Annotated in this window: 19 protein-coding genes; 15 read left to right on the forward strand and 4 right to left on the reverse strand. The window is 73.9% G+C overall.

The window, feature by feature from the left end; genetic code table 11:
* Positions 1-2 precede the first annotated feature (2 nt).
* The 5 genes from ACIQKA_RS14675 (at position 3) to ACIQKA_RS14695 (ending at position 5,289) form a co-directional block, all read left to right on the forward strand.
* The gene (locus tag ACIQKA_RS14675) at positions 3-1,004 is read left to right on the forward strand and encodes an ABC transporter ATP-binding protein (protein ID WP_383157584.1); all 1,002 of its coding nucleotides are present in this window, start codon (positions 3-5) and stop codon (positions 1,002-1,004) included.
* Positions 1,001-2,305, forward strand: coding sequence for an ABC transporter ATP-binding protein (locus ACIQKA_RS14680; protein WP_402541119.1), 1,305 nt, complete (start codon positions 1,001-1,003; stop codon positions 2,303-2,305). The genes ACIQKA_RS14675 and ACIQKA_RS14680 overlap by 4 nt, the downstream gene beginning before the upstream one ends.
* A 111-nt stretch (positions 2,306-2,416) precedes the next feature.
* Entirely contained in the window at positions 2,417-3,094 is a 678-nt protein-coding gene (locus ACIQKA_RS14685; protein WP_383157588.1) for a trimeric intracellular cation channel family protein, read from the forward strand.
* 23 nt (positions 3,095-3,117) lie between these two features.
* Entirely contained in the window at positions 3,118-3,981 is an 864-nt protein-coding gene (locus ACIQKA_RS14690) for a thioesterase family protein (protein WP_383157591.1), read from the forward strand.
* Between the two features lie 144 nt (positions 3,982-4,125).
* Positions 4,126-5,289, forward strand: coding sequence for an aminotransferase class V-fold PLP-dependent enzyme (locus ACIQKA_RS14695; protein ID WP_391096757.1), 1,164 nt, complete (start codon positions 4,126-4,128; stop codon positions 5,287-5,289).
* 142 nt (positions 5,290-5,431) lie between these two features.
* Here the strand turns inward: ACIQKA_RS14695 and ACIQKA_RS14700 are convergent, their stop codons facing one another.
* Positions 5,432-6,082: an N-acetylmuramoyl-L-alanine amidase gene (locus ACIQKA_RS14700; protein ID WP_383157595.1), complete on the reverse strand. Its 651-nt coding sequence runs from the start codon at positions 6,080-6,082 to the stop codon at positions 5,432-5,434.
* Between the two features lie 61 nt (positions 6,083-6,143).
* On the opposite strand from ACIQKA_RS14700, the gene mnmA reads away from it, so the two are divergent.
* Positions 6,144-7,277: a tRNA 2-thiouridine(34) synthase MnmA gene (mnmA, locus tag ACIQKA_RS14705; protein WP_383157597.1), complete on the forward strand. Its 1,134-nt coding sequence runs from the start codon at positions 6,144-6,146 to the stop codon at positions 7,275-7,277.
* A gap of 4 nt (positions 7,278-7,281) precedes the next feature.
* Here the strand turns inward: mnmA and ACIQKA_RS14710 are convergent, their stop codons facing one another.
* Both ACIQKA_RS14710 and ACIQKA_RS14715 read right to left on the reverse strand, forming a co-directional pair.
* Positions 7,282-7,698: an NIPSNAP family protein gene (locus ACIQKA_RS14710; protein WP_402541123.1), complete on the reverse strand. Its 417-nt coding sequence runs from the start codon at positions 7,696-7,698 to the stop codon at positions 7,282-7,284.
* Positions 7,699-7,881: 183 nt separating this feature from the next.
* Complete coding sequence (locus ACIQKA_RS14715; RefSeq protein ID WP_391096759.1) at positions 7,882-8,475, reverse strand: alpha/beta hydrolase; 594 nt, start codon at positions 8,473-8,475, stop codon at positions 7,882-7,884.
* A 77-nt stretch (positions 8,476-8,552) separates the two neighbouring features.
* Between ACIQKA_RS14715 and ACIQKA_RS14720 the strand changes: the two genes are divergently transcribed.
* The 9 genes from ACIQKA_RS14720 (at position 8,553) to gatB (ending at position 19,306) form a co-directional block, all read left to right on the forward strand.
* Entirely contained in the window at positions 8,553-9,092 is a 540-nt protein-coding gene (locus ACIQKA_RS14720; RefSeq protein ID WP_383157603.1) for a TIGR00730 family Rossman fold protein, read from the forward strand.
* 93 nt (positions 9,093-9,185) lie between these two features.
* Positions 9,186-9,875 (forward strand): SDR family oxidoreductase, encoded by a 690-nt coding sequence (locus ACIQKA_RS14725; RefSeq protein WP_383157605.1) that lies wholly within the window; start codon positions 9,186-9,188, stop codon positions 9,873-9,875.
* 95 nt (positions 9,876-9,970) lie between these two features.
* Positions 9,971-10,984 (forward strand): methionine synthase, encoded by a 1,014-nt coding sequence (locus ACIQKA_RS14730; RefSeq protein WP_383157608.1) that lies wholly within the window; start codon positions 9,971-9,973, stop codon positions 10,982-10,984.
* A gap of 32 nt (positions 10,985-11,016) precedes the next feature.
* Positions 11,017-13,206: an NAD-dependent DNA ligase LigA gene (gene ligA, locus ACIQKA_RS14735; protein WP_402541127.1), complete on the forward strand. Its 2,190-nt coding sequence runs from the start codon at positions 11,017-11,019 to the stop codon at positions 13,204-13,206.
* Between the two features lie 316 nt (positions 13,207-13,522).
* Positions 13,523-15,643, forward strand: a complete 2,121-nt coding sequence (locus ACIQKA_RS14740; protein ID WP_383437534.1) for a putative bifunctional diguanylate cyclase/phosphodiesterase — start codon at positions 13,523-13,525, stop codon at positions 15,641-15,643.
* A gap of 93 nt (positions 15,644-15,736) precedes the next feature.
* Positions 15,737-16,033 carry an Asp-tRNA(Asn)/Glu-tRNA(Gln) amidotransferase subunit GatC gene (gene gatC / locus ACIQKA_RS14745; RefSeq protein WP_015036350.1) on the forward strand — a complete coding sequence of 99 codons (297 nt, stop codon included), beginning with the start codon at positions 15,737-15,739 and terminating at the stop codon, positions 16,031-16,033.
* Positions 16,034-16,039: 6 nt separating this feature from the next.
* Positions 16,040-17,539, forward strand: coding sequence for an Asp-tRNA(Asn)/Glu-tRNA(Gln) amidotransferase subunit GatA (gene gatA / locus ACIQKA_RS14750; protein WP_383157614.1), 1,500 nt, complete (start codon positions 16,040-16,042; stop codon positions 17,537-17,539).
* Between the two features lie 5 nt (positions 17,540-17,544).
* Entirely contained in the window at positions 17,545-17,778 is a 234-nt protein-coding gene (locus ACIQKA_RS14755; protein ID WP_163013975.1) for a hypothetical protein, read from the forward strand.
* Positions 17,779-17,794: 16 nt separating this feature from the next.
* Positions 17,795-19,306: an Asp-tRNA(Asn)/Glu-tRNA(Gln) amidotransferase subunit GatB gene (gene gatB, locus ACIQKA_RS14760; RefSeq protein ID WP_383157617.1), complete on the forward strand. Its 1,512-nt coding sequence runs from the start codon at positions 17,795-17,797 to the stop codon at positions 19,304-19,306.
* Positions 19,307-19,380: 74 nt separating this feature from the next.
* Here gatB and ACIQKA_RS14765 read toward each other — a convergent pair whose 3' ends face one another.
* A complete protein-coding gene (locus ACIQKA_RS14765; RefSeq protein ID WP_402541130.1) occupies positions 19,381-21,333 on the reverse strand; it encodes a protein kinase in 1,953 nt (650 codons plus the stop codon).
* Positions 21,334-21,672: the final 339 nt, after the last annotated feature.

Consider the following 21,672-nt stretch of genomic DNA (forward strand, 5'->3'; position numbering starts at 1 on the left):
CCATGGCACTTCTTTCGGTTGAAGAACTCACCGTCACCTTCGGCGGCCGGGGCCGCACGCCGTCCACCGCGGTGGACGGGGTCTCCTTCGACGTCGACCAGGGGCAGGTCGTGGGCCTGGTCGGCGAGTCCGGCTGCGGCAAGTCGGTGACCTCGCTGGCCCTGATGGGCCTGCTGCCGCGCAAGGGCGTCACCGTGGGCGGGCGCGCCGTCTTCGACGGCACCGACCTGCTGGGCCTGAGCGAGAAGGCGATCCGCGACATGCGCGGCAGCCGGCTCGCGATGATCTTCCAGGACCCGCTCTCCTCGCTGAACCCGGTCGTCCCCATCGGCGTCCAGGTCACCGAGATCCTCCGGCGCCACCGGGGCATGAAGGGCGAGGCCGCCCGCAAGGAGGCCGCCCACCTGCTCGACCGGGTCGGCATCCCCGACCCGGCGCGGCGCCTGAAGGAGTACCCGCACCAGCTCTCGGGCGGCATGCGCCAGCGCGCGCTCATCGCGATGGCCGTGGCGTGCGCGCCCCGGCTGCTCATCGCCGACGAGCCGACCACCGCGCTCGACGTGACCATCCAGGCCCAGATCCTGGAACTGCTCAAGGAGCTCGTCGACCAGGAGGGCACCGCCCTGCTGATGATCACCCACGACCTGGGTGTCGTCGCCGGCCTCTGCGACCAGGTCAACGTGCTGTACGCGGGCCGGGCGGTGGAGTCCGCGGCCCGCCGCGAACTGTTCGCGCACCCGACCCACCCGTACGCGCACGGCCTGCTCGGCTCCATCCCGCGCCTGGACGCCCCGCGCGGCGAGCCGCTGCGGCCCATCCGCGGATCCATCAACGACAAGATCGCCTGGGCCGACGGCTGTGCCTTCGCGCCCCGCTGCGACTCCTACACGATGGAGTGCCTGACCGGCACGCCCGAACTGACGGAACCGCGCGCGAAGGACCACCGGGTCCGCTGCGTGAACCCCGTCCTCCCCGCCCAGGCCGAGTCGGAGGTGCCGGCATGAGCCTGCTCGAACTCAACGACGTGAAGGTCCACTTCCCCGTCCGGAAGGGCGTCCTCTTCAACCGCACGGTCGGCCACGTCTACGCCGTCGACGGCATCTCGCTCAACGTCGAGGCCGGCCAGACGTACGGCCTCGTGGGCGAGTCCGGCTGCGGCAAGACGACGCTCGGCCGGGCCGTGCTGCGCCTCGTCGACGTCACCGACGGCGAGATCGTCCTCGACGGCACGGACCTGGCCAAGCTGCCCGACGAGGAGATGCGCCGGTTCCGCCGCCGCCTCCAGATGGTCTTCCAGGACCCGCTGGGCAGCCTCAACCCGCGCCAGAACATCGAGTCGATCCTCAGCGAGGGCATGGCCGCGCACGGCATCGGCGCGAACCAGGACGAGCGCCGGGAGCGGATCAAGGAGATCCTCGCCCGCGTCGGCCTCCCCGCCAACGCCCTCTCGCGCTACCCGCACGAGTTCTCCGGCGGACAGCGCCAGCGCATCGGCATCGCGCGGGCGCTCGTGCTCGAACCCGACGTGATCATCTGCGACGAGCCGGTCTCGGCGCTCGACGTGTCGATCCAGGCGCAGGTGATCAACCTCCTGGAGGAGCTCCAGGAGCAGCTCGGCCTGACCTACCTGGTCATCGCGCACGACCTCGCCGTCGTCCGGCACATCTCGGACGTCATCGGGGTCATGTACCTGGGCGCGCTGGTCGAGGAGGCCCCGAGCGACGCGCTGTACGCGGCGCCGAAGCACCCGTACACCAAGGCGCTCATGTCGGCGGTGCCGGTGCCGGACCCGGAGGTCGAGGACCGCCGCGAGCGCATCCTGCTCCGCGGGGACCTGCCGTCGCCGGCCAACCCGCCGACGGGCTGCCGCTTCCACACGCGCTGCCCGTGGAAGCAGGAGACCCGCTGCGCGACGGAGCGTCCGGAGCTGGTGGACCTGGGCGACGGGCACAAGGTGGCCTGCCACTTCGCGGCCGGGATCGAGGCCGGGACGGTGAAGCGGACGGAGGCGGTCGCGATCGTGCCGGCCGGGAAGACCGACACGATCCCGGCGGCCCGTACGTCACCGGAGTCGGGGTCGGGGCCGGAGCCGGAGCCGGAGCCGGAGTCGGGCAGGAAGGCGGAGCCCGGGGCGTCGGACGAGCCGGTGGAGGCGAAGCCGGAGCCGGAGCCCGAGAAGGCCGGGCCCGGGGCCTCGGACGAGCCCGCGAAGGCCGGGCCCGATGTGCGGGAGGAGCCCGTGGAGCCGGAGCCCGAGAAGGCCGGGCCCGAGGCGTCGGACGATCCCGAGGCGTCGGAGAAGTAGCACGCGCCGACCGGAAGGCCGGAGCCGCCGCATCGCGGCCGCTCCGGCCTTCCGGCTCTCCCGGCCCCCCGGAGGGAAGGGGCACGGGTTCCGGACCAGGACAATGGGCCGGTGCTCCACGACCTGTTCACCCCCTCCGTCCAACACGCCCTCGATCTCGTCGGCATCTTCGTGTTCGCCATCTCCGGCGCCCTCCTCGCCGTCCGGAAGAACTTCGACGTCTTCGGCATCGCCGTCCTCGCCGAGGTCACCGCCCTCGGCGGCGGCCTCTTCCGCGACCTGATCATCGGCGCCGTGCCCCCCGCCGCCTTCACCGACCTCGGCTACTTCCTCACGCCCCTGGTCGCGACGGTCCTCGTCTTCTTCCTGCACCCGCAGGTGGAGCGCACCCAGACCGCCGTCAACGTGTTCGACGCCGCCGGGCTCGGCCTCTTCTGCGTGACGGGGACGACGAAGGCGTACGACTACGGCCTCGGCCTCACCTCCTCCGCCGCCCTCGGGCTCGCCACCGCCGTCGGCGGCGGCGTCCTGCGCGACGTGCTCGCCAACGAGGTGCCCTCGCTGCTGCGCTGGGACCGCGACCTCTACGCCGTCCCGGCGATCGTGGGCGCGACGATGGTCGTGCTCTGCATCCGCTTCGACGCCCTCAACGCCTTCACGAGCGGTGCCGCCGTCCTCACCGCCTTCGCGCTCCGCCTCCTCGCGATGCGCTACCACTGGCGCGCGCCCCGCGCCTGGAACCGCCGCTCCTCCACCCGCGAGGAGCCGGAGAAAGCTACCGCTCAGTAGTAACCTGCGGTACCTTCGGGTCCATGAGCACGAGCACCGAGCCGAACGCCGGTCCGCACGCCGTCGTCACGAACGAGTTCGACCGCGACACCGCCGTCACCCTCCGGGAGCCCGGCGTCTACGACGCCGACCTCTCCGCCGGCTGGACGATCATCCACGCCGTCAACGGCGGCTACCTCCTCGCCCTGCTCGGCCGCGCCCTCGGCCACCACCTCCCGCACCCCGACCCGTTCACGATCTCGGCGCACTACCTCACGCCGTCCGCGCCCGGCCCCGCGGTGATCCGGACCGAGACCGTCCGCACCGGCCGGACCCTCTCCACCGGGCAGGCCTCGCTCTTCCAGTACGCCGAGGACGGCACCGAGGTCGAGCGCATCCGCGTCCTCGCCTCGTACGGAGACCTCGACGCCCTCCCCGACGACGTCCGCACCAGCGCGACGCCCCCGGCGATGGCCCCGATCGAGAACTGCTTCGGCACCTCCGACGGCCCGGCCCCGGACCTCCCCGGCTCCTCCGCCATCACCGAGCGGCTCGACATCCGCCTCGACCCCGCCTGCGTCGGCTGGGCGATCGGCGCCCCCTCGGGCAAGGGCGAGATGCGCGCCTGGTTCGGCCTCGCCGACGGGCGCGAGCCCGACGCCCTCTCCCTGCTGCTCACCGTCGACGCCCTGCCGCCGACCTCCTTCGAGCTGGGCCTCAAGGGCTGGACGCCGACCGTCGAGCTCACCACCCACGTCCGCTGCCGCCCGGCCCCCGGCCCGCTGCGGGTCTCCATCACCACCCGCAACCTGGCCGGCGGCTTCCTGGAGGAGGACGCCGAGGTCTGGGACAGCGCCGACCGCCTGGTCGCCCAGTCCCGCCAGCTCGCCCGCGCCCCGCGCGGCTGAGCCCCCGGGTCCCGCGCGGTCCGGCCGCCGCCGCCCCCGTCCTTGCCGCACGGGGACGGGGGCGGCGGCGCGTCCGGGCGGGGCGACGGCGTAAACAGGCCAGGCGCCGGGAGCGCCCCGGCGGGCTCGTAGAATCGACCCACCATGGCTTACCTCGACCACGCCGCGACCACGCCCATGCTGCCCGAGGCGATCGAGGCGATGACCGCCCACCTCGCCGTCACGGGCAACGCCTCCTCCCTCCACGCCGCCGGACGGCGGGCCCGGCGGACCGTCGAGGAGGGGCGCGAGACCCTCGCCGTCGCCCTCGGCGCCCGGCCGAGCGAGGTCGTCCTCACCTCCGGCGGCACCGAGGCCGACAACCTCGCCGTCAAGGGCCTCTACTGGTCCCGCCGCGACGCCGACCCCCGCCGCGTCCGCGTCCTGGCCAGCCCGGTCGAGCACCACGCCGTCCTCGACGCCGTCGACTGGCTCGCCGTCCACGAGGGCGCGCGGGTCGAGTACCTGCCCGTCGACCGCCACGGCCGGGTGCACCCCGAGGTCCTGCGCGAGGCGATCGCCCGCGACCCCGAGACCGTCGCCCTGGCCACCGTCATGTGGGCGAACAACGAGATCGGCACCCTCATGCCGGTCCGCGAACTCGCCGACGTCGCCGCCGAGTACGGCGTCCCCCTGCACGCCGACGCCGTCCAGGCCGTGGGACAGGTTCCGGTCGACTTCGCCGCCTCCGGGCTCGCCGCCATGACCGTCTCCGCCCACAAGATCGGCGGCCCCTACGGCATCGGCGCCCTGCTCCTGGGCCGCGAGCACACCCCCGTGCCCGTCCTGCACGGCGGCGGCCAGGAGCGGCACGTCCGCTCCGGCACCCTCGACGTCCCGGCCGTCGCCGCCTTCGCCGTCGCCGCCCGGCTCGCCGCCGAGCGGCGCGAGGAGTTCGCCCGCGAGGTCGGCGCCCTGCGCGACGAGCTCGTCACCGCCGTCCGCGCGTCCGTCCCCGACGCGGTCCTCGGCGGGGACCCGGTCGACCGGCTCCCCGCCAACGCCCACTTCACCTTCCCGGGCTGCGAGGGCGACTCGCTGCTCCTGCTGCTCGACGCGGCCGGCATCGCCTGCTCCACCGGCTCCGCCTGCACCGCCGGCATCGCCCAGCCCAGCCACGTCCTGCTCGCCACCGGCACCGACCCCGACCTGGCCCGGGGCACCCTGCGCTTCTCCCTCGGCCACACCTCCACCAAGGAGGACGTGGCGGCGGTCGCCGACGCGATCGGCCCGGCGGTGGAGCGGGCCCGCACGGCCGGCCTCACCTGAGGCCCGGGGGGCTCCGGGCCCCGCCCGGGACTCCGGGGTCCTGCCGGCGTACCGGTCCCGCCCGGGGACCCGGGGCCGGGGCCCTTCCGGCGGGAGCCCCGGCGGCCGGCCCCGGACGAACCCCGGCGCGCGCCCGCGCGGGCTACGCGGGCCTCTTCGAGGCCTCCCGCACGAGCCGCATGTACCGGTCCCAGTCCCAGTGCGGTCCGGGATCGGTGTGGTCGGTGCCCTCGACCTCGACGTGACCGATGACGTGCTCCCGGTCCACGGGTATCCCGTGCCGGGCGCAGATGTCGGCCGTCAGCCGCGCCGACCCCTCGTACATCGCCGCCGTGAAGTCCTGCGGCCGGTCGACGAAGCCCTCGTGCTCGATGCCGACGCTCCGCTCGTTCATGTCCCGGTTCCCGGCGTGGAAGGCCACGTCGAGCTCCCGGATCATCTGCGCCACGTGCCCGTCCTTGCGGACCACGTAGTGCGTGGCGGCCCCGTGCCCCGGGTTCTTGAAGACCTTCAGGGCGGTCGCGTAGCTGCCCTGCACGACGTGGATCACGACCCGGTCGATCGTGTAGTCGTCCGGCCGGTCCGCCCGCCGCCAGTTCGCCCGCGCCGCCGACGTCCACTCGGCGGACGCGTGGTCGAGCTCCCCCTCCACCCTCTTCCGCCGCGTCCCCGGCAGCCGCCACCAGGCGCGCGCCAGCTCTTCCCGGGCGAGCACGGCCGTGCCCACCACGGCGGCCCCGCCGCCGAGCAGGACGGCACGCCGCCCCACCGCCTTGTTCCCCTTGCTCCCCATGCCATCGAGAACGCTTACTCCCGCGACGGTGGTTCCCGGCGCCCCGTACCCTGGTGGGGCTATGACTCAGACCCCGCCCCAGCGCCCCCTTCGCGTCCTTGCCGCCATGTCGGGCGGAGTGGACTCCGCCGTCGCCGCCGCCCGTGCCGCCGAGGCGGGCCACGACGTCACCGGCGTGCACCTCGCCCTCTCCGCGAACCCGCAGTCGTTCCGCACCGGAGCGCGCGGCTGCTGCACGATCGAGGACTCCCGCGACGCGCGCCGGGCCGCCGACGTCATCGGCATCCCCTTCTACGTGTGGGACCTGGCCGAGCGGTTCCGCGAGGACGTCGTGGACGACTTCGTCGCGGAGTACGAGGCCGGCCGCACCCCCAATCCCTGCCTGCGCTGCAACGAGAAGATCAAGTTCGCGGCGCTCCTCGACAAGGCGCTCGCCCTCGGCTTCGACGCGGTCTGCACCGGCCACTACGCCACCGTCGTCCTCCACGAGGACGGCACCCGCGAGCTGCACCGCGCCTCCGACATGGCCAAGGACCAGTCTTACGTCCTCGGCGTGCTCGACGAGAAGCAGCTCGCGCACGCGATGTTCCCGCTGGGCGACACCCTCACCACCAAGGACGAGATCCGGGCGGAGGCCGAGCGGCGCGGGCTCGCGGTCGCGAAGAAGCCCGACAGCCACGACATCTGCTTCATCGCCGACGGCGACACCCAGGGCTTCCTCGCCACCCGCCTCGGGAAGGCGGAGGGCGACATCGTCGACGAGGCGGGCGCGAAGGTCGGCACCCACGAGGGCGCGTACGGCTTCACCATCGGCCAGCGCAAGGGCCTGCGGATCGGCCACCCGGCCCCGGACGGCAAGCCCCGCTACGTCCTCGACATCTCGCCCGTGAACAACACGGTCACGGTCGGCCCCGTCGAGGCCCTCGACGTCACCGCCCTCACCGCGATCAAGCCCCGCTGGTGCGGCACCGCCCCGGAGGGCCCCGGCCGCTACACCGCCCAGCTCCGCGCCCACGGCGGCGAGACGCCGGTGAGCGCGGCGATGGAGGACGGCGAGCTGCGGGTCTCCTTCGACGAGCCGGTCCGGGGCGTCGCCCCCGGCCAGGCGATCGTGCTGTACGACGGCACGCGCGTGGTGGGCTCGGCGACGATCGCGACGACGACCCGGCGGACGACGGAGCCGGCCACCGCCTGACGCGTCACCGCCCGGGGCCCGGCAGGCCCCGGTCCCCGGCCCCGGGCGGTTCCTCCGGATCTCCGGTCGCCGGCCAGGGGACGCTGTCGGTGTCGGTGTCGGCCGCCGCGAGGTCGCCGGGAAGCAGCGGCCGCATGAAGGTGCGCTCGTGACGCAGCACGCATCCGCTCTCGTCGCGGATGCGGTCCGCCTCGATGAACTCGGGGTCCCGGCCGAAAAGCCGCCGGTACTCCTCGTAGGCGGCCAGGCCGGGAAAACCGAACAGGGCCAGGGCCCCGTCGCTCGCGCCCTCCGCCGGGAGGAAGCAGCCGTGGTGCGTGCCGCCGCGGGCCCGCACCAGCTCCGTCCAGCGGCGGCCGAACCGCTCGAAGGCCTCGATCTTCCTCGGGCCGATCGTGTACCGCACGGCACATGTGATCATGGGCCAAGGCCAGGGCGTGTCTGGCCGATCACGCCGGGCCCGCGGCGTCCGGTGCCGCGCCCCGCCGCGTCGTCGCCGGTCGCCGGCGCTCCGCGTCGCCTCCCTCCTCCGCCCCGCGACGCACGGCCCCGGACACCGCCGGGCCTGCCCTCCGGGCAGACGGCGCTACTTTCGACACACGCCCTAGGACCCGCCCGGAAGGTCCCGCTCCTCCGCGAGGGATTCGGCCAGGAACCCCGCCAGGACCGGGGCCAGCACGTGCGGGGCGACCTCGTGGGTCTGGCCCGTCAGGGTGCGGTGCCGGGCCCGGGGGAGGGCCGCCGCCAGGGCGCGGGCCGCGCGCCGGGCCTCCGCCGGGCTGGCGCCCCCGTCGACCACGAGCACGCGCGCGGAGACCCGCCCGAGGGACGCGCCGGTGGGCGCCGGCTCGTACACCGACACCGTGCCCACCGGCAGCCCGGCCGCCGCCGCGGCGAGCACGAGGGCGCCGCCCGCGCCCGCGCCGTGCACGGCCGCCCCCGGGCCCGCCGCCGCCAGGACGGCCGCCAGGTCCTCGATCTCCCGCTCCACCGCGCCCCCGCGGCCCCGCCGGGCGTACGCCACGACCGGGAAGCTCCGGGCGAGCAGCCCGGCGAGCGCCCGCTCGCCCGCCGCCGCCCCCGGCGCTCCACCCACCAGGACGAGCGGCGGCCCGTCCCCGTCCCCGTACCGCTCGTACGCGACCGGCGTCCCGTCCCGTGACGTGACCCGTCCCCCGAACCTGCTCACCTCGTCCATGGCAGGGCAGACCGGGGCCGCCCCGAGAACTCATCGCCGCCCGCCGGACCTCTTCCGCGACCGCCTACGGTGAAGCCATGAACATCTGTGTCTTCCTCTCCGCCGCCCGGCTCGACGAGCGGTACACGGCCCCGGCCCGCGAGTTCGCGACCCTGCTCGGCAAGGCGGGGCACACCCTCGTCTGGGGCGGCTCCGACACCGGCCTGATGAAGGTCGTCGCGGACGGGGTCCAGGAGGCGGGCGGCCGGATCGTCGGCGTCTCCGTCGACTTCCTCGCCCACAAGGCCCGCCCGAACGCCGACGAGATGGTCGTCGCCGAGGACCTCGCGCGGCGCAAGGCGCTCCTCCTCGCCAAGTCCGACGCGATCGTCGTCATGGTCGGCGGCACCGGCACCCTCGACGAGGCCACCGAGATCCTGGAGCTGAAGAAGCACGGCAAGCACCGCAAGCCGGTCGTCCTGCTCAACACGGCGGGCTTCTACGACGGCCTGAAGGAGCAGTTCCGGCGCATGGAGGAGGAAGGTTTCCTCCCGATCCCCCTCGCCGACCTCGTCTTCTTCGCCGACGACGGCGCGGCGGCCCTCGCGCACCTGGAGGCGGAGATCGCCTCCCGCTGACGCGAGCGCGGGGGCCGGCCGGTACGGGGACCGGCCCCCTCCGGTACGGGCGCGGGCGCGGGGACCGCCTCCCGCTGATGCGAGCATGGGGCCATGGCTACTCATGTGATCACCGGAGCCGGCTCCGGCATCGGCGCGGCCGTCGCGCGCCGCCTCCACGCGCGCGGGGACGACCTCGTGCTCCACGCGCGCGACGCGGGGCGGGCCAAGGAGCTCGCCGCCGAGTTCCCCGGCGCCCGCACCCTCGTCGGGGACCTCGCGGACCCGGACCGGCTGTCCTGGGCGTTCTCGCACCAGAGCCTGCCCGACCGGGTGGACGGCCTGCTGCACGTCGCGGGCGTCGTCGACCTCGGGCCGGTCGGCGAGCTCACCCCCAAGACCTGGCACCACCAGCTGAACGTGAACCTGGTCGCCCCGGCCGAGCTCACCCGCCACTTCCTGCCCCAACTGCGGGTCTCCCAGGGCCACGTCGTCTTCGTGAACTCGGGCGCCGGGCTCGCCGCGCACGCCGAGTGGGGCGCGTACGCCGCCTCCAAGCACGGTCTGAAGGCCCTCGCGGACTCCCTGCGCCACGAGGAGCACGCCCACGGCGTCCGGGTCACCTCGGTCTATCCGGGCCGCACCGCCAGCCCCATGCAGGCGAAGGTGCACCAGCAGGAGGGCAAGGAGTACGACCCGTCGAGGTGGATCGACCCCGAGTCGGTCGCGACGGCGATCCTCACCGCGCTCGACCTGCCGCGCGACGCCGAGATCAACGACCTCACCGTCCGCCCGGGACGCTGACGTCGGGACGACGGGCGGAGCGACGGCGGGAGCGGGGCCGGGCGGCCCGGGACGCTGACGGAGAGGGCCGGGCCCCCGGGACGTACGCTTCCCGGGTGAGCGACACGACCGAGAAGAACGACTTCCCCTGGGGCCCCGCCACCGGCGTCGGGTCCCTGCCCGGCGGCGACGCCCGCGAGGCCGCCAAGACCGTCACCGGCTCCTTCGAGGACTTCCCGTTCCTCGCGGAGCTGCCCGCGCGCGGGCCCGGCGCCGACATGACCGGCCGGACGATCGGGATGCTCGTCGACCTGTACGCGCACGTGGAGCCGAGCGGCTGGCGGATCAGCGACCGGCCCGGCCGCGACACCCGGCGGGCCCGCTCCTGGCTCGGCGAGGACCTCGACGCCCTGGAGGAGTTCACCCAGGGGTACGAGGGCGCGCTCAAGGTGCAGGCGGTGGGCCCCTGGACGCTCGCCGCGGCCCTGGAGCTGCGCGGCGGCGAGGCCGCCCTCGGCGACGCGGGCGCCTGCCGGGACCTGGTGGGCTCGCTCGCCGAAGGACTCCAGCAGCACCTGGCCGGGGTGCGCAGGCGCGTGCCCGGCGCCCGGGTGGTCCTCCAGCTCGACGAGCCCTCGCTCACCGCCGTGCTGAGCGGTCGGGTCCGCACCGCCAGCGGCTACCGCACGTACCGGGCCGTGGACCGGCAGGTCGTGGAGGGCGCCCTGCGGGACGTGGCCGCGGTCCACGACGGGCCGGTGGTCGTCCACTCCTGCGCCCCCGACGTCCCCTTCGCGCTGCTGCGCCGGACCGGAGTCGCCGGGATCTCCTTCGACTTCGGACTGCTCACCGAGCGTGACGAGGAGGCGATCGGGGAGGCCGTGGAGGGCGGCACGAAGCTCTTCGCCGGTGTGGTGCCGTCCACCGACGGCCCGTTGTCGGACCCGGGCGGTAGCGTCATGGGTGTCAGGACGCTGTGGCGCAGGCTGGGGCTGAATCCGGGGACCCTCGCGGAGTCCGTGGTGATCACCCCCACGTGCGGGCTCGCGGGCGCTTCGCCCGCCCACGCCCGCGCGGCGCTCGCCCATTGCGTCCGGGCTGCGAAGTCGCTCGCGGACAACCCGGAGTGACCGAGGACCGAGGTACGGGAGGACGGACGAAGGTGGCAGTCGACGAGGGGGCCCCGCCCGCCGAGGCACGGGAGAAGCACGCGGACCTGGCCGAGCGGATCGAGGAGCACCGCTTCCGGTACTACGTGAAGGACCAGCCGGTCATCAGCGACGGCGAGTTCGACAGGCTGCTGCGCTCCCTGGAGGCGCTGGAGGAGGAGTACCCGGAGCTGCGGACCCCCGACTCGCCGACCCAGAAGGTCGCCGGGCAGTACGAGACCGAGTTCACGGCCGTCGAGCACCGCGAGCGCATGCTCTCCCTCGACAACGCCTTCGACGACGAGGAACTGGCCGCCTGGGCCGAGCGCGTCGCCCGGGACGTCGGCACGCCCGACCACCACTTCCTGTGCGAGCTGAAGGTCGACGGCCTGGCCGTGAACCTGACGTACGAGCACGGACGCCTCACCCGGGCCGCGACCCGCGGCGACGGGCGCACCGGCGAGGACATCACGCCCAACGTGCGCACGATCGTGGACGTCCCGGAGCGGCTGAGCGGCGACCGGATCCCGGACCTCGTGGAGGTCCGCGGCGAGGTCTACTTCCCGATGGAGGCCTTCCTCGGGCTCAACGCCCGCCTGGTCGAGGCCGGCGAGAAGCCCTTCGCCAACCCGAGGAACGCCGCCGCCGGTTCGCTCCGCCAGAAGGACCCGAAGGTCACCGCCTCCCGCCCGCTCCACCTGGTGGTGCACGGCATCGGCGCCCGCGAGGGCTTCGACATCGCCCGGCTCTCGGAGGCGTACGAGCTGCTCCACGGGTGGGGCCTGCCCACCGCCCGGCACAACGAGGTGGTGGACACGCTCGACGGGGTGCGGGAGTTCATCGCGCGCTTCGGGGAGAACCGGCACTCCGTCGAGCACGAGATCGACGGCGTCGTCGTCAAGCTGGACGAGATCCCGCTCCAGGGCCGGCTGGGCTCCACGGCCCGCGCCCCGCGCTGGGCCATCGCCTGGAAGTACGCGCCGGAGGAGGTCAACACCAGGCTGGTCGACATCAAGGTCGGCGTCGGCCGCACCGGCCGCGTCACCCCGTACGCGCAGGTGGAGCCGGTGACCGTGGCCGGTTCCGAGGTCGAGTTCGCCACCCTCCACAACCAGGAGGTGGTCAGGGCCAAGGGCGTCCTGATCGGCGACACGGTCGTGCTGCGCAAGGCCGGCGACGTCATCCCGGAGATCCTCGGGCCGGTCGCGGACCTGCGGGACGGCAGCGAGCGGGAGTTCGTGATGCCGTCCGAGTGCCCCGAGTGCGGGACGCCGCTGAAGCCGATGAAGGAGGGCGACATCGACCTCCGCTGCCCGAACGCCCGGACCTGCCCCGCCCAGTTGCGCGAGCGGCTCTTCTTCCTGGCCGGACGGCAGTGCCTGGACATCGAGCACTTCGGCATGGTGGCCGCCGCGGCGCTGACCGGGCCCCTGGAGCCGTCCGAGCCGCCGCTCGCGGACGAGGGCGGTCTCTTCGACCTCACCATCGAGCGGCTCCTGCCGATCAAGACGTACGTCCTCGACCCGAGCAGCGGCCTGCCCAAACGGGACCCGAAGACCGGCGAGGACAAGATCGTCACCGTCTTCGCCAACCAGAAGGGCGAGCCGAAGAAGAACGCCCTGGCGATGCTGAAGAACATCGAGCAGGCGAAGACCCGCCCGCTGGCCCGCTTCATCAACGGGCTCTCGATCCGGCACGTGGGGCCGGTCGCGGCGGCGGCCCTCGCCCGCGAGTTCCGCTCCCTGGAGCGGATCGAGCGGGCGAGCGAGGAGGAGCTGGCGGCCGTCGACGGGGTCGGCGGGATCATCGCGGCGGCGGTGAAGCAGTGGTTCGCCGAGGAGTGGCACCGCGAGATCGTCCGCAGGTGGCGGGCCGCCGGAGTCGCGCTGGAGGACGAGGGCGGCGGCGAGGGCGAGGGGCCGCGCCCGCTGGAGGGGCTCACGGTCGTGGTCACCGGCACCCTGGAGAAGTTCACCAGGGATGGCGCAAAAGAGTCGCTCCAGCGGCTCGGAGCGAAGGTGACCGGTTCCGTTTCGAAGAAGACCTCCTTCGTCGTGGTGGGGGAAAACCCTGGTTCGAAGTACGACAAGGCGATGCAGCTGAAAGTTCCGGTTCTGAACGAGGAAGGCTTCTCGATCCTGCTCGAACAGGGACCCGACGCCGCCCTGGAGGCCGCGGTCCCTCTTCCCGAGAGTGCCGAATAGCCCCTTTCCGCCCCGGGAGACATCACCCGTTCGGCGCATACCAGATCGTGAGGGGTGGCCAGGTCTCATTCGGGCAAGACACGGAGAGCGCTGCCCGTCGGAGCCCTCGGCGGCCTAGTGTGGTGACCGTGCGTCTCGTCCTGCACGGCCGCGCGAGGGCTCTGCCGGTCGTGGCGTCAGGACAACGGCCCCGTGGCACGAGGAGCGGCCGCCCGCCGGCGGCCCCGCACCGGACGACGACGGCCGGACGACGGACGGCCGCCTGCCCGCGGCCCATCGCACACCGACGGCACCGCCGCCTGTGAGAGGGACGGAAATGGAACCGACCGAGAGCGCCGCACCGGTCCCACGGCCGCACGGCCGCGCGGCCCCCGGGGGCTCCACCTCCCGGCTGCCCGCGGTCGTGGTGGGCATCGCGGCCGTCGTGCTCGCCGCCGGGCTCCAGCGAGCCCTGACCACCGGACACGGACTCTTCCCCGGCGGGGTCACCGGCTGGTCCCTGGCCCTCCTCGCCGGCCTCATCGTCGGCCACCTGGTCGCCCTCGGCCGCGACCGCTGGTGGGGCGGCACCGGCTCCGGCGCCGCCCTCACCCTCGCCGTCCTCCTGCTGTACGGCTGGGTGCCCGCCGGACTGGTCTCCCTGACCGTCGTCACCCTCGTCGGCGCCGCCCGCCACCACCGCTGGCGACAGGGCCTGCTGCACGGCGCCGCCGACGTCCTCGGCGTCGGCGCCGCCGCCCTCGTCCTCGCCCTCTTCGGCGACGTGCCGACCGTCGAACAGCCCTGGTGGCCCCTCGACTGGACGATCGGGGACCTCCCGGAAATCGCGCTCGCCGCCACCACCTACCTCGTGGTCACCCGGCTCCTCCTGTGGTACACGCTCGCCCCCCAGGGCCGCGGACTGCCCACCGCCGCCCGCACCGCCCTCCTCCGGCAGGGCCTCGTCGCCGTCGCCCTCCTCGGCATCGCCCCGCTCATCTGCGCCGTCGCCGCGAGCCGCCCGGTCCTCCTGCCGCTCTTCGCCGTCCCCCTCATCGCCCTCGACTCCACCCTCTGGATCGCCCGCGCCCGCGCCGAGGAGCAGCTCCGCGACCCGCTCACCGGCCTCCCCAACCGCCAGTGGCTCCTGGAGCGGGCCTGGACCGCCCTGGAGGACGCGGAGGGCCGGGGCGTCCGCGCCGCCCTCGTCCTCATCGACCTCGACCGCTTCCGCTCGGTCAACGACACCCTCGGCCACCTCGCCGGAGACCGGCTCCTCCTCCAGATCGCCGACCGGCTCCGCCTCGCCCTGCCCCGCGGCGCCGAGGCCGCCCGGCTCGGCGGCGACGAGTTCGCCGTCCTCCTCCCCACCGCCGACTCCACCACCAGCGCCCAGCGCGTCGCCCGCCACCTCGTCGCCGAGCTCTCCTCCCCGCTCGACCTCGACGGCCTCACCCTCGTCCTGGAGGCCAGCGCCGGCGTCGCCGTCTTCCCCGACCACGCCCTCGACGCCGAGGGCCTACTGCGCCGGGCCGACGTCGCCATGTACCAGGCCAAGCGGGACCGCACCGGCGTCGAGGTCTACGAGTCCAAGCGCGACTCCAACACCCCCGACCGGCTCGGCCTCCTCGGCGACCTGCGCCGCGCCCTCGACGCCCACGAGGTCGAGCTCCACTACCAGCCCAAGGTCCGCTTCGACGGCCAGGTCGCCGGCCTGGAGGCGCTCGTCCGCTGGGTCCACCCCGAGCGCGGCAGGGTCCCCCCGGACGAGTTCATCGCCATCGCCGAGACCTCCGGCCTGATGCCCCACCTCACCGAGTACGTCCTGGAGACCGCCCTCGCCCAGGTCGCCCGCTGGCGCGCCCAGGGCCTCGACGTCCCGGTCGCCGTCAACGTCTCGCCGCGCGACGTCCACACCCCCGGCTTCGCGGGCGCCGTCGCCGCCCGGCTCGCCCGCCACGGCGTCCCGGCCGGCTCCCTCCAGCTGGAGATAACGGAGCACGTGCTCCTGGAGGACCCCCAGCGGGCCGCCGACACGCTCAACGGACTCACCGGCCACGGGGTCAAGATGTCCCTCGACGACTTCGGCACCGGCTACTCCTCCCTCGTCCACCTGCGCCGGCTGCCGGTCAGCGAACTGAAGATCGACCGCTCCTTCGTCGCCCGGCTCGCCGTCGACACCGAGGACGCCGAGATCGTCCGCTGCACCGTCGACCTCGCCCACTCCCTCGGCCTCCTCGTCGTCGCCGAGGGCGTCGAGGACGACGAGACCTGGGAGCGGCTGCGCGACCTGGGCTGCGACGCCGTCCAGGGCTGGCTGGTCGCCGCCGCCATGCCGCCCGACGAGGCGACCGCCTGGCTCCTGGCCCGCGGCGAGCACGGCTGGCGCCGTCCCGCCGACCTCGCGCCCCCGACCGACCTGGACCACCCCTCGGGGCAGGTCGTCCCCCGGGGGTGACCCGGCGGGGGCGGCGGGAGGTTACTGCGCGGGCGACGGCGCGGGCCCCATAGGATGGACCCACACCATCAAGCTCACCCCGTGAGGATCCGCATGCCTGGCATCACGCGCGAGGAGGTCGCCCACCTCGCACGGCTGGCGCGTCTGGAGCTGAAGGGCGAAGAACTCGATCACTTCGCCGGCCAGCTCGACGACATCATCGGCGCGGTCGCCCGCGTCTCCGAGGTCGCCGACCAAGACGTACCGCCGACCTCCCACCCGCTGCCGCTGACCAATGTCATGCGCGCGGACGAGGTCCGTCCGTCGCTCACCCCCGAGCAGGCGCTCTCCGGCGCCCCGGCCCAGGAGCAGCAGCGTTTCAAGGTGCCGCAGATCCTGGGGGAGGACTAACACGTCATGACGGACAACACCATCATCACGCTCACCGCGGCCGAGATCGCCGGGAAGATCGCCGCCGGCGAGCTGACCGCCGTCGAGGTCACCGAGGCCCACCTCGCCCGCATCGAGGCCGTCGACGAGAAGGTCCACGCCTTCCTGCACGTCGACCGCGACGGCGCCCTCGCCCAGGCCCGCGCCGTGGACGAGAAGCGCGCCCGGGGCGAGAAGCTCGGCCCGCTCGCCGGTGTGCCGCTCGCGCTCAAGGACATCTTCACCACCGTCGGCATCCCGACCACCGTGGGCTCGAAGATGCTGGAGGGCTGGATCCCGCCGTACGACGCGACCCTGGTCAAGAACCTGAAGGCCGCCGACGTCGTCATCCTCGGCAAGACCAACATGGACGAGTTCGCGATGGGCTCCTCCACCGAGAACAGCGCCTACGGCCCGACCGGCAACCCCTGGGACCTCACCCGGATCCCCGGCGGCTCCGGCGGCGGCTCGTCGGCCGCCCTCGCCGCGTACGAGGCCCCCCTCGCCATCGGCACGGACACCGGCGGCTCCATCCGCCAGCCCGCCGCCGTCACCGGCACCGTCGGCGTCAAGCCGACCTACGGCGCGGTCTCCCGCTACGGCATGGTGGCCTTCTCCTCCTCCCTCGACCAGGGCGGCCCCTGCGCCCGCACGGTCCTGGACGCGGCGCTGCTGCACGAGGCGATCGCCGGGCACGACCCGCTCGACTCCACCTCCATCGACGCCCCGGTCCCGCCGGTCGTCGAGGCCGCCCGCAACGGCTCCGTCGCCGGCATGCGCGTCGGCGTCGTCAAGCAGTTCCGCGGCGAGGGCTACCAGGCCGGCGTCGTGCAGCGCTTCGACGAGTCCGTCGAGCTGCTGAAGTCGCTGGGCGCCGAGATCGTCGAGCTGGACTGCCCCACCTTCGACCTGGCCCTCTCGGCGTACTACCTGATCGCGCCGTCCGAGTGCTCCTCGAACCTGGCCCGCTTCGACGCCATGCGCTACGGCCTGCGCGTCGGCGACGACGGCACCCGTTCGGCCGAGGACGTCACCGCCCTCACCCGCGAGGCCGGCTTCGGCGACGAGGTCAAGCGCCGCATCATCCTCGGCACGTACGCGCTCAGCTCCGGCTACTACGACGCGTACTACGGCTCGGCCCAGAAGGTCCGCACCCTCATCACCCGCGAGTTCGAGAGGGCCTTCGAGGAGGTGGACGTGATCGTCTCCCCGACGACCCCCACCACCGCCTTCCCGATCGGCGAGCGCGCCGACGACCCGATGGCCATGTACCTCGCGGACCTGTGCACCATCCCGACCAACCTGGCCGGCAACGCCGCCATGTCGCTGCCCTGCGGCCTCGCGCCCGAGGACGGCCTCCCGGTCGGTCTGCAGATCATCGCCCCCGCCCTGAAGGACGACCGGCTCTACAGGGTCGGAGCCGCCGTCGAGGCCGCCTTCGTGGAAAAGTGGGGACACCCGTTGCTGGAGGAGGCTCCGTCGCTGTGAGTGCCATGGCAAAGAAGGCCAAGAACTTCAAGAAGTCGAAGACCGGTCTGTACGTCTCGCTGGCCACCACCGCCTTCGGCGCGGTCAGCGTCGCCAAGCAGGCCAAGCTGGCCCGCAACGACAACGACGTCCTGCGGCTGCTCGACGCCGCGGTGTCCGCCGCCGCGATCGCGACCGGCCTGGCGATCCTCTACCGGGAGCTGAAGCGCCTGGGCGACGACGACGTCCTGCTGGGCTGAGAGGGAAAGTCTCACCGTGACTGTCACTGAACTGCTGTCGTACGAAGCGGCGCTCGCCGAGTACGACCCCGTCATGGGCCTGGAGGTCCATGTCGAGCTCGGCACCCGGACCAAGATGTTCTGCGGGTGCTCCACCGAGCTGGGCGCGGACGCCAACTCGCAGACCTGCCCGACCTGCCTCGGCCTGCCCGGCTCGCTCCCGGTCGTCAACGCGATCGGCGTCGAGTCCGCGATCAAGATCGGCCTCGCGCTGCACTGCGAGATCGCCGAGTGGTGCCGCTTCGCCCGGAAGAACTACTTCTATCCGGACATGCCGAAGAACTTCCAGACCTCCCAGTACGACGAGCCGATCGCCTTCGACGGCTACCTGGACGTCCAGCTGGAGGACGGCGAGGTCTTCCGCGTGGAGATCGAGCGCGCCCACATGGAGGAGGACACCGGCAAGTCCACCCACATCGGTGGCGCGACCGGCCGCATCCACGGCGCCTCGCACTCGCTGCTCGACTACAACCGGGCCGGCATCCCGCTCATCGAGATCGTCACCAAGCCGATCGAGGGCGCGGGCGACCGGGCCCCCGAGGTCGCCAAGGCGTACGTCGCCGAGCTGCGCGAGCTGATCCGCGCGCTGGGCGTCTCCGAGGCGCGCATGGACAAGGGCCAGATGCGCTGCGACGTGAACCTGTCGCTGCGCCCGCACGGCACCGAGAAGTTCGGCACCCGCTCGGAGACGAAGAACGTCAACTCGCTCCGTTCGGTGGAGCGCGCGGCGCGCTTCGAGATCCAGCGGCACGCGGCCGTCCTGTCCTCCGGCGGGACGATCGTGCAGGAGACCCGTCACTTCCACGAGGACGACGGCTCCACCACCTCCGGCCGCATCAAGGACAACGCCGAGGACTACCGCTACTTCCCCGAGCCGGACCTGGTGCCGGTGGCCCCCTCCCGCGCGTGGGTCGAGGAGCTGCGCAAGGGCCTGCCCGAGCTGCCGCGCGTGCGCCGCAACCGGCTGCGCGAGGAGTGGGGCGTGTCCGAGCTGGACATGCAGTCCATCCTCAACGCGGGCGCGGTCGACCCGATCGTCGCCACGATCGAGGCGGGCGCGGACGCGGCCTCGGCCCGCAAGTGGTGGCTGGGCGAGCTCGCCCGCAACGCCAACGAGCGGGGCGTCTCCCTGGAGGAGCTGGCGATCACCCCGGCGGAGGTGGCCCGGGTCTCGGCCCTGGTGGCCTCCGGCGACCTCAACGACAAGCTGGCCCGCCAGGTCATCGAGGGCGTCCTCGCCGGCGAGGGCACCCCGGACGAGGTCGTCGAGAAGCGCGGTCTGAAGGTCGTCTCCGACGACGGCGCGCTCGGCGCGGCGGTCGACGAGGCCATCGCGGGCAACGCGGCGATCGCGGACAAGATCCGCGGAGGCAAGGTCGCGGCGGTCGGCGCCCTGGTCGGCGCGGTCATGAAGGCCACCCGGGGCCAGGCGGACGCGGCGAAGGTCAAGGACCTGATCCTGGAGCGGCTGGGCGTCTCCGAGGGCTGATCCCCTTCCCGCACGCGTACCGACGGCGGCCCCGCACCGGAACTCCGGTGCGGGGCCGCCGCTTCGCGTGCGGGCTACCGCTTGAGGAGCGGGGCGGCGATGACGGCGTTGCCGCTGTCGTCGCAGGTCGCCTCGACCTTGAGGCGCAGCCGCAGGGCCCCGTCGATCTTCAGGCTCCTCGTGACCGGCTTGCCCAGCTCCACCGTCTCGTTGAAGAGGGCGGGCTGGTTGTCGACGGAGACGACGACCCGGGCGGACTCGATCTTCGAGCCGTCGTCGATCCCGGCGGTGAACTCGAAGCTCTTCCACTCGCGGTTGAGGTCGTACTCCACGTAGGCGCCGCCGTAGCAGTCGCCGATCAGGGTGGCGCCGTACTCCTTGGTGTTGATCTTGGCGGCGCCGACGGTGAAGTCGTCGGGATCGCTGACGGAGGCGAGCGTGGTCAGATCGGCCACCGGGAGGTCCCGCACCGAGCCGGGGTCGTCCGTCGGGCTCGCCGACTCCGAGGGGGAGGCGGAGTCCTCGGCCGGCGCCTCGCTCGTGGGCTCTTCCGAAGGGCTCTCGGTGCCGGGGTCGGGGGTGGGTTCCGTCGTGGCGACCGGGGAGGTGGAGACCGGGTCGGCGGCGGTGTTCTTGCCGTCGCCCCCCTTGTCGCCGAGGAGCTGGACGCCGGCCACCGCGAGGGCGGCGATCACGACGACACCGGCCACGGCGCCGATCAGCGGGCCCTTGCGACGGCGGCGCCGCGGCTCGGGGGCCGCCGGGGTGGCGGCGGTGGCGGGGCCCGACGACGGGGGAGGCGTCGGCGGGCCGAAGCCGGGAGCGGCGGTGGGCTCGTACGCGGCGTGCCGCGGGTCGACGGGGATCGCCGGGGCGGCGACGGGCGGGGCGACCACCGGCTGCGGGGTCGCGACCGGCGGCGGCGTCACGACGGGCCCCGGCGGCGCCGCGAGCGGCCGGTCCTCCGGGGCGGGCGGCGCGGCGGAGGCGGCCGTGTCCGTCGGCGGCGGGGCCGCGGGCAGCGGCGGCGCGACGGGCGGGGCGGACGGGACCGGCGGAGCGGTCGGCGCCGGCGGAACCGCGTCCGCGACCGCCGGGACCGCGTCCGCGACCGTCGCCGAGCGCGAGGTCGTCGTGGTGGACACCACCCCGTGCCGTACGTCCTTCACCCAGGACGACAGGGAGATCGGGCGCCGCCCGGCGTCGGCCGAGGCGATGCTCAGCACCCGGTCCCGCTGGTCCTCCGGCAGCCCGGCGATCTGCGGCAGCGCGCGGAGCGCGGCGACCAGCTGCTCGGGAGCGGTCGGCGGGGACTGCCCGCTGAGCAGGAAGTACGCGATGGCGCCGAAGGCGTAGCGGTCGGTGGCCGGGGTGCGCTTGCCGTCGAAGATCTCGGGGGCCGCGTAGCCGGGGGTGAACCACACCTCGGCGGTCTGGTGGTCGGCGGTCAGCTTGCTGAGGCCGAAGTCGACGAGGGTCGCCTGCCCGTGCTCGTCCACCATGACGTTGCCCGGCGAGAGGTCGCCGTGGACGACCGTGCGCCCGGACGGGGTGGCCTTCCCGGAGTGCAGCCAGTCGAGGACGTCCGCGAGCTGCTCCAGGGTCCGCATCACCTCGCGCCGCTCGGCGGGGGAGGCGAGGGTGCGCTCGGCCCGCCAGTCGCGCAGGTCGAGGCCGTCGACGTGGTTCATGACGAGCACCAGGGCCCGGCCGGTGATCGTCCCGGACTCGCCGGGCCGGTGGATCGGCGGGCCCTGGAAGTGCTCCCGCACGCCGACGACGCCCGGCCGGTGCACGAAGCGGAGCAGTTCGGCCTGCTCGTTCCACTTCTGGCTGATCCGCTCGAAGATCTCGGGCGTGATCGTCGTCTTCGAGTCGAGGACCTTGACGACGACCGGCTCGACGCCGCCCGCCAGTTCGATCTCCGCGAGATAGAGCACGGCCTCGCCGCCGCGTCCGATGGACCGGAGGAGCCGGTACCGGTCGGGAGCGGAGTCGGGACCGATGTGGTGTGCCGTCTTGCTCAAGTTTCCCCCAGGGCACAGTGAATGACTGGGGGTCAGCTTGCCGTTCGGGTGGGTCCGGGGTCAACGCGGCTGCGCACGGGCGGGACCGCCCCGGGCCCCGGAGCCCTGGAGCACCGGTCCCGCCCGCCCCGGGGCCCGGACCCGGGCCCGGCCTCCGGCCCTCGCCCCCTCCCGGACCCGGCCCCGGACCCGTGACGCGCAGCGCGGCGACATGGCCGGAAATCGCTTGGATTCCCGTCGTGCCCCCTTGGACGTTCACCACCGCGCCCCCGCCGGGTCTTCTCGCGGTCACCCCGTCTCACTACCGTCCCGGACGAACCTTCCAATGGCTCGAAGGAG

The organism is Streptomyces sp. NPDC092045, assembly GCF_044756005.1.
Taxonomy (GTDB): Bacteria; Actinomycetota; Actinomycetes; order Streptomycetales; family Streptomycetaceae; genus Streptomyces.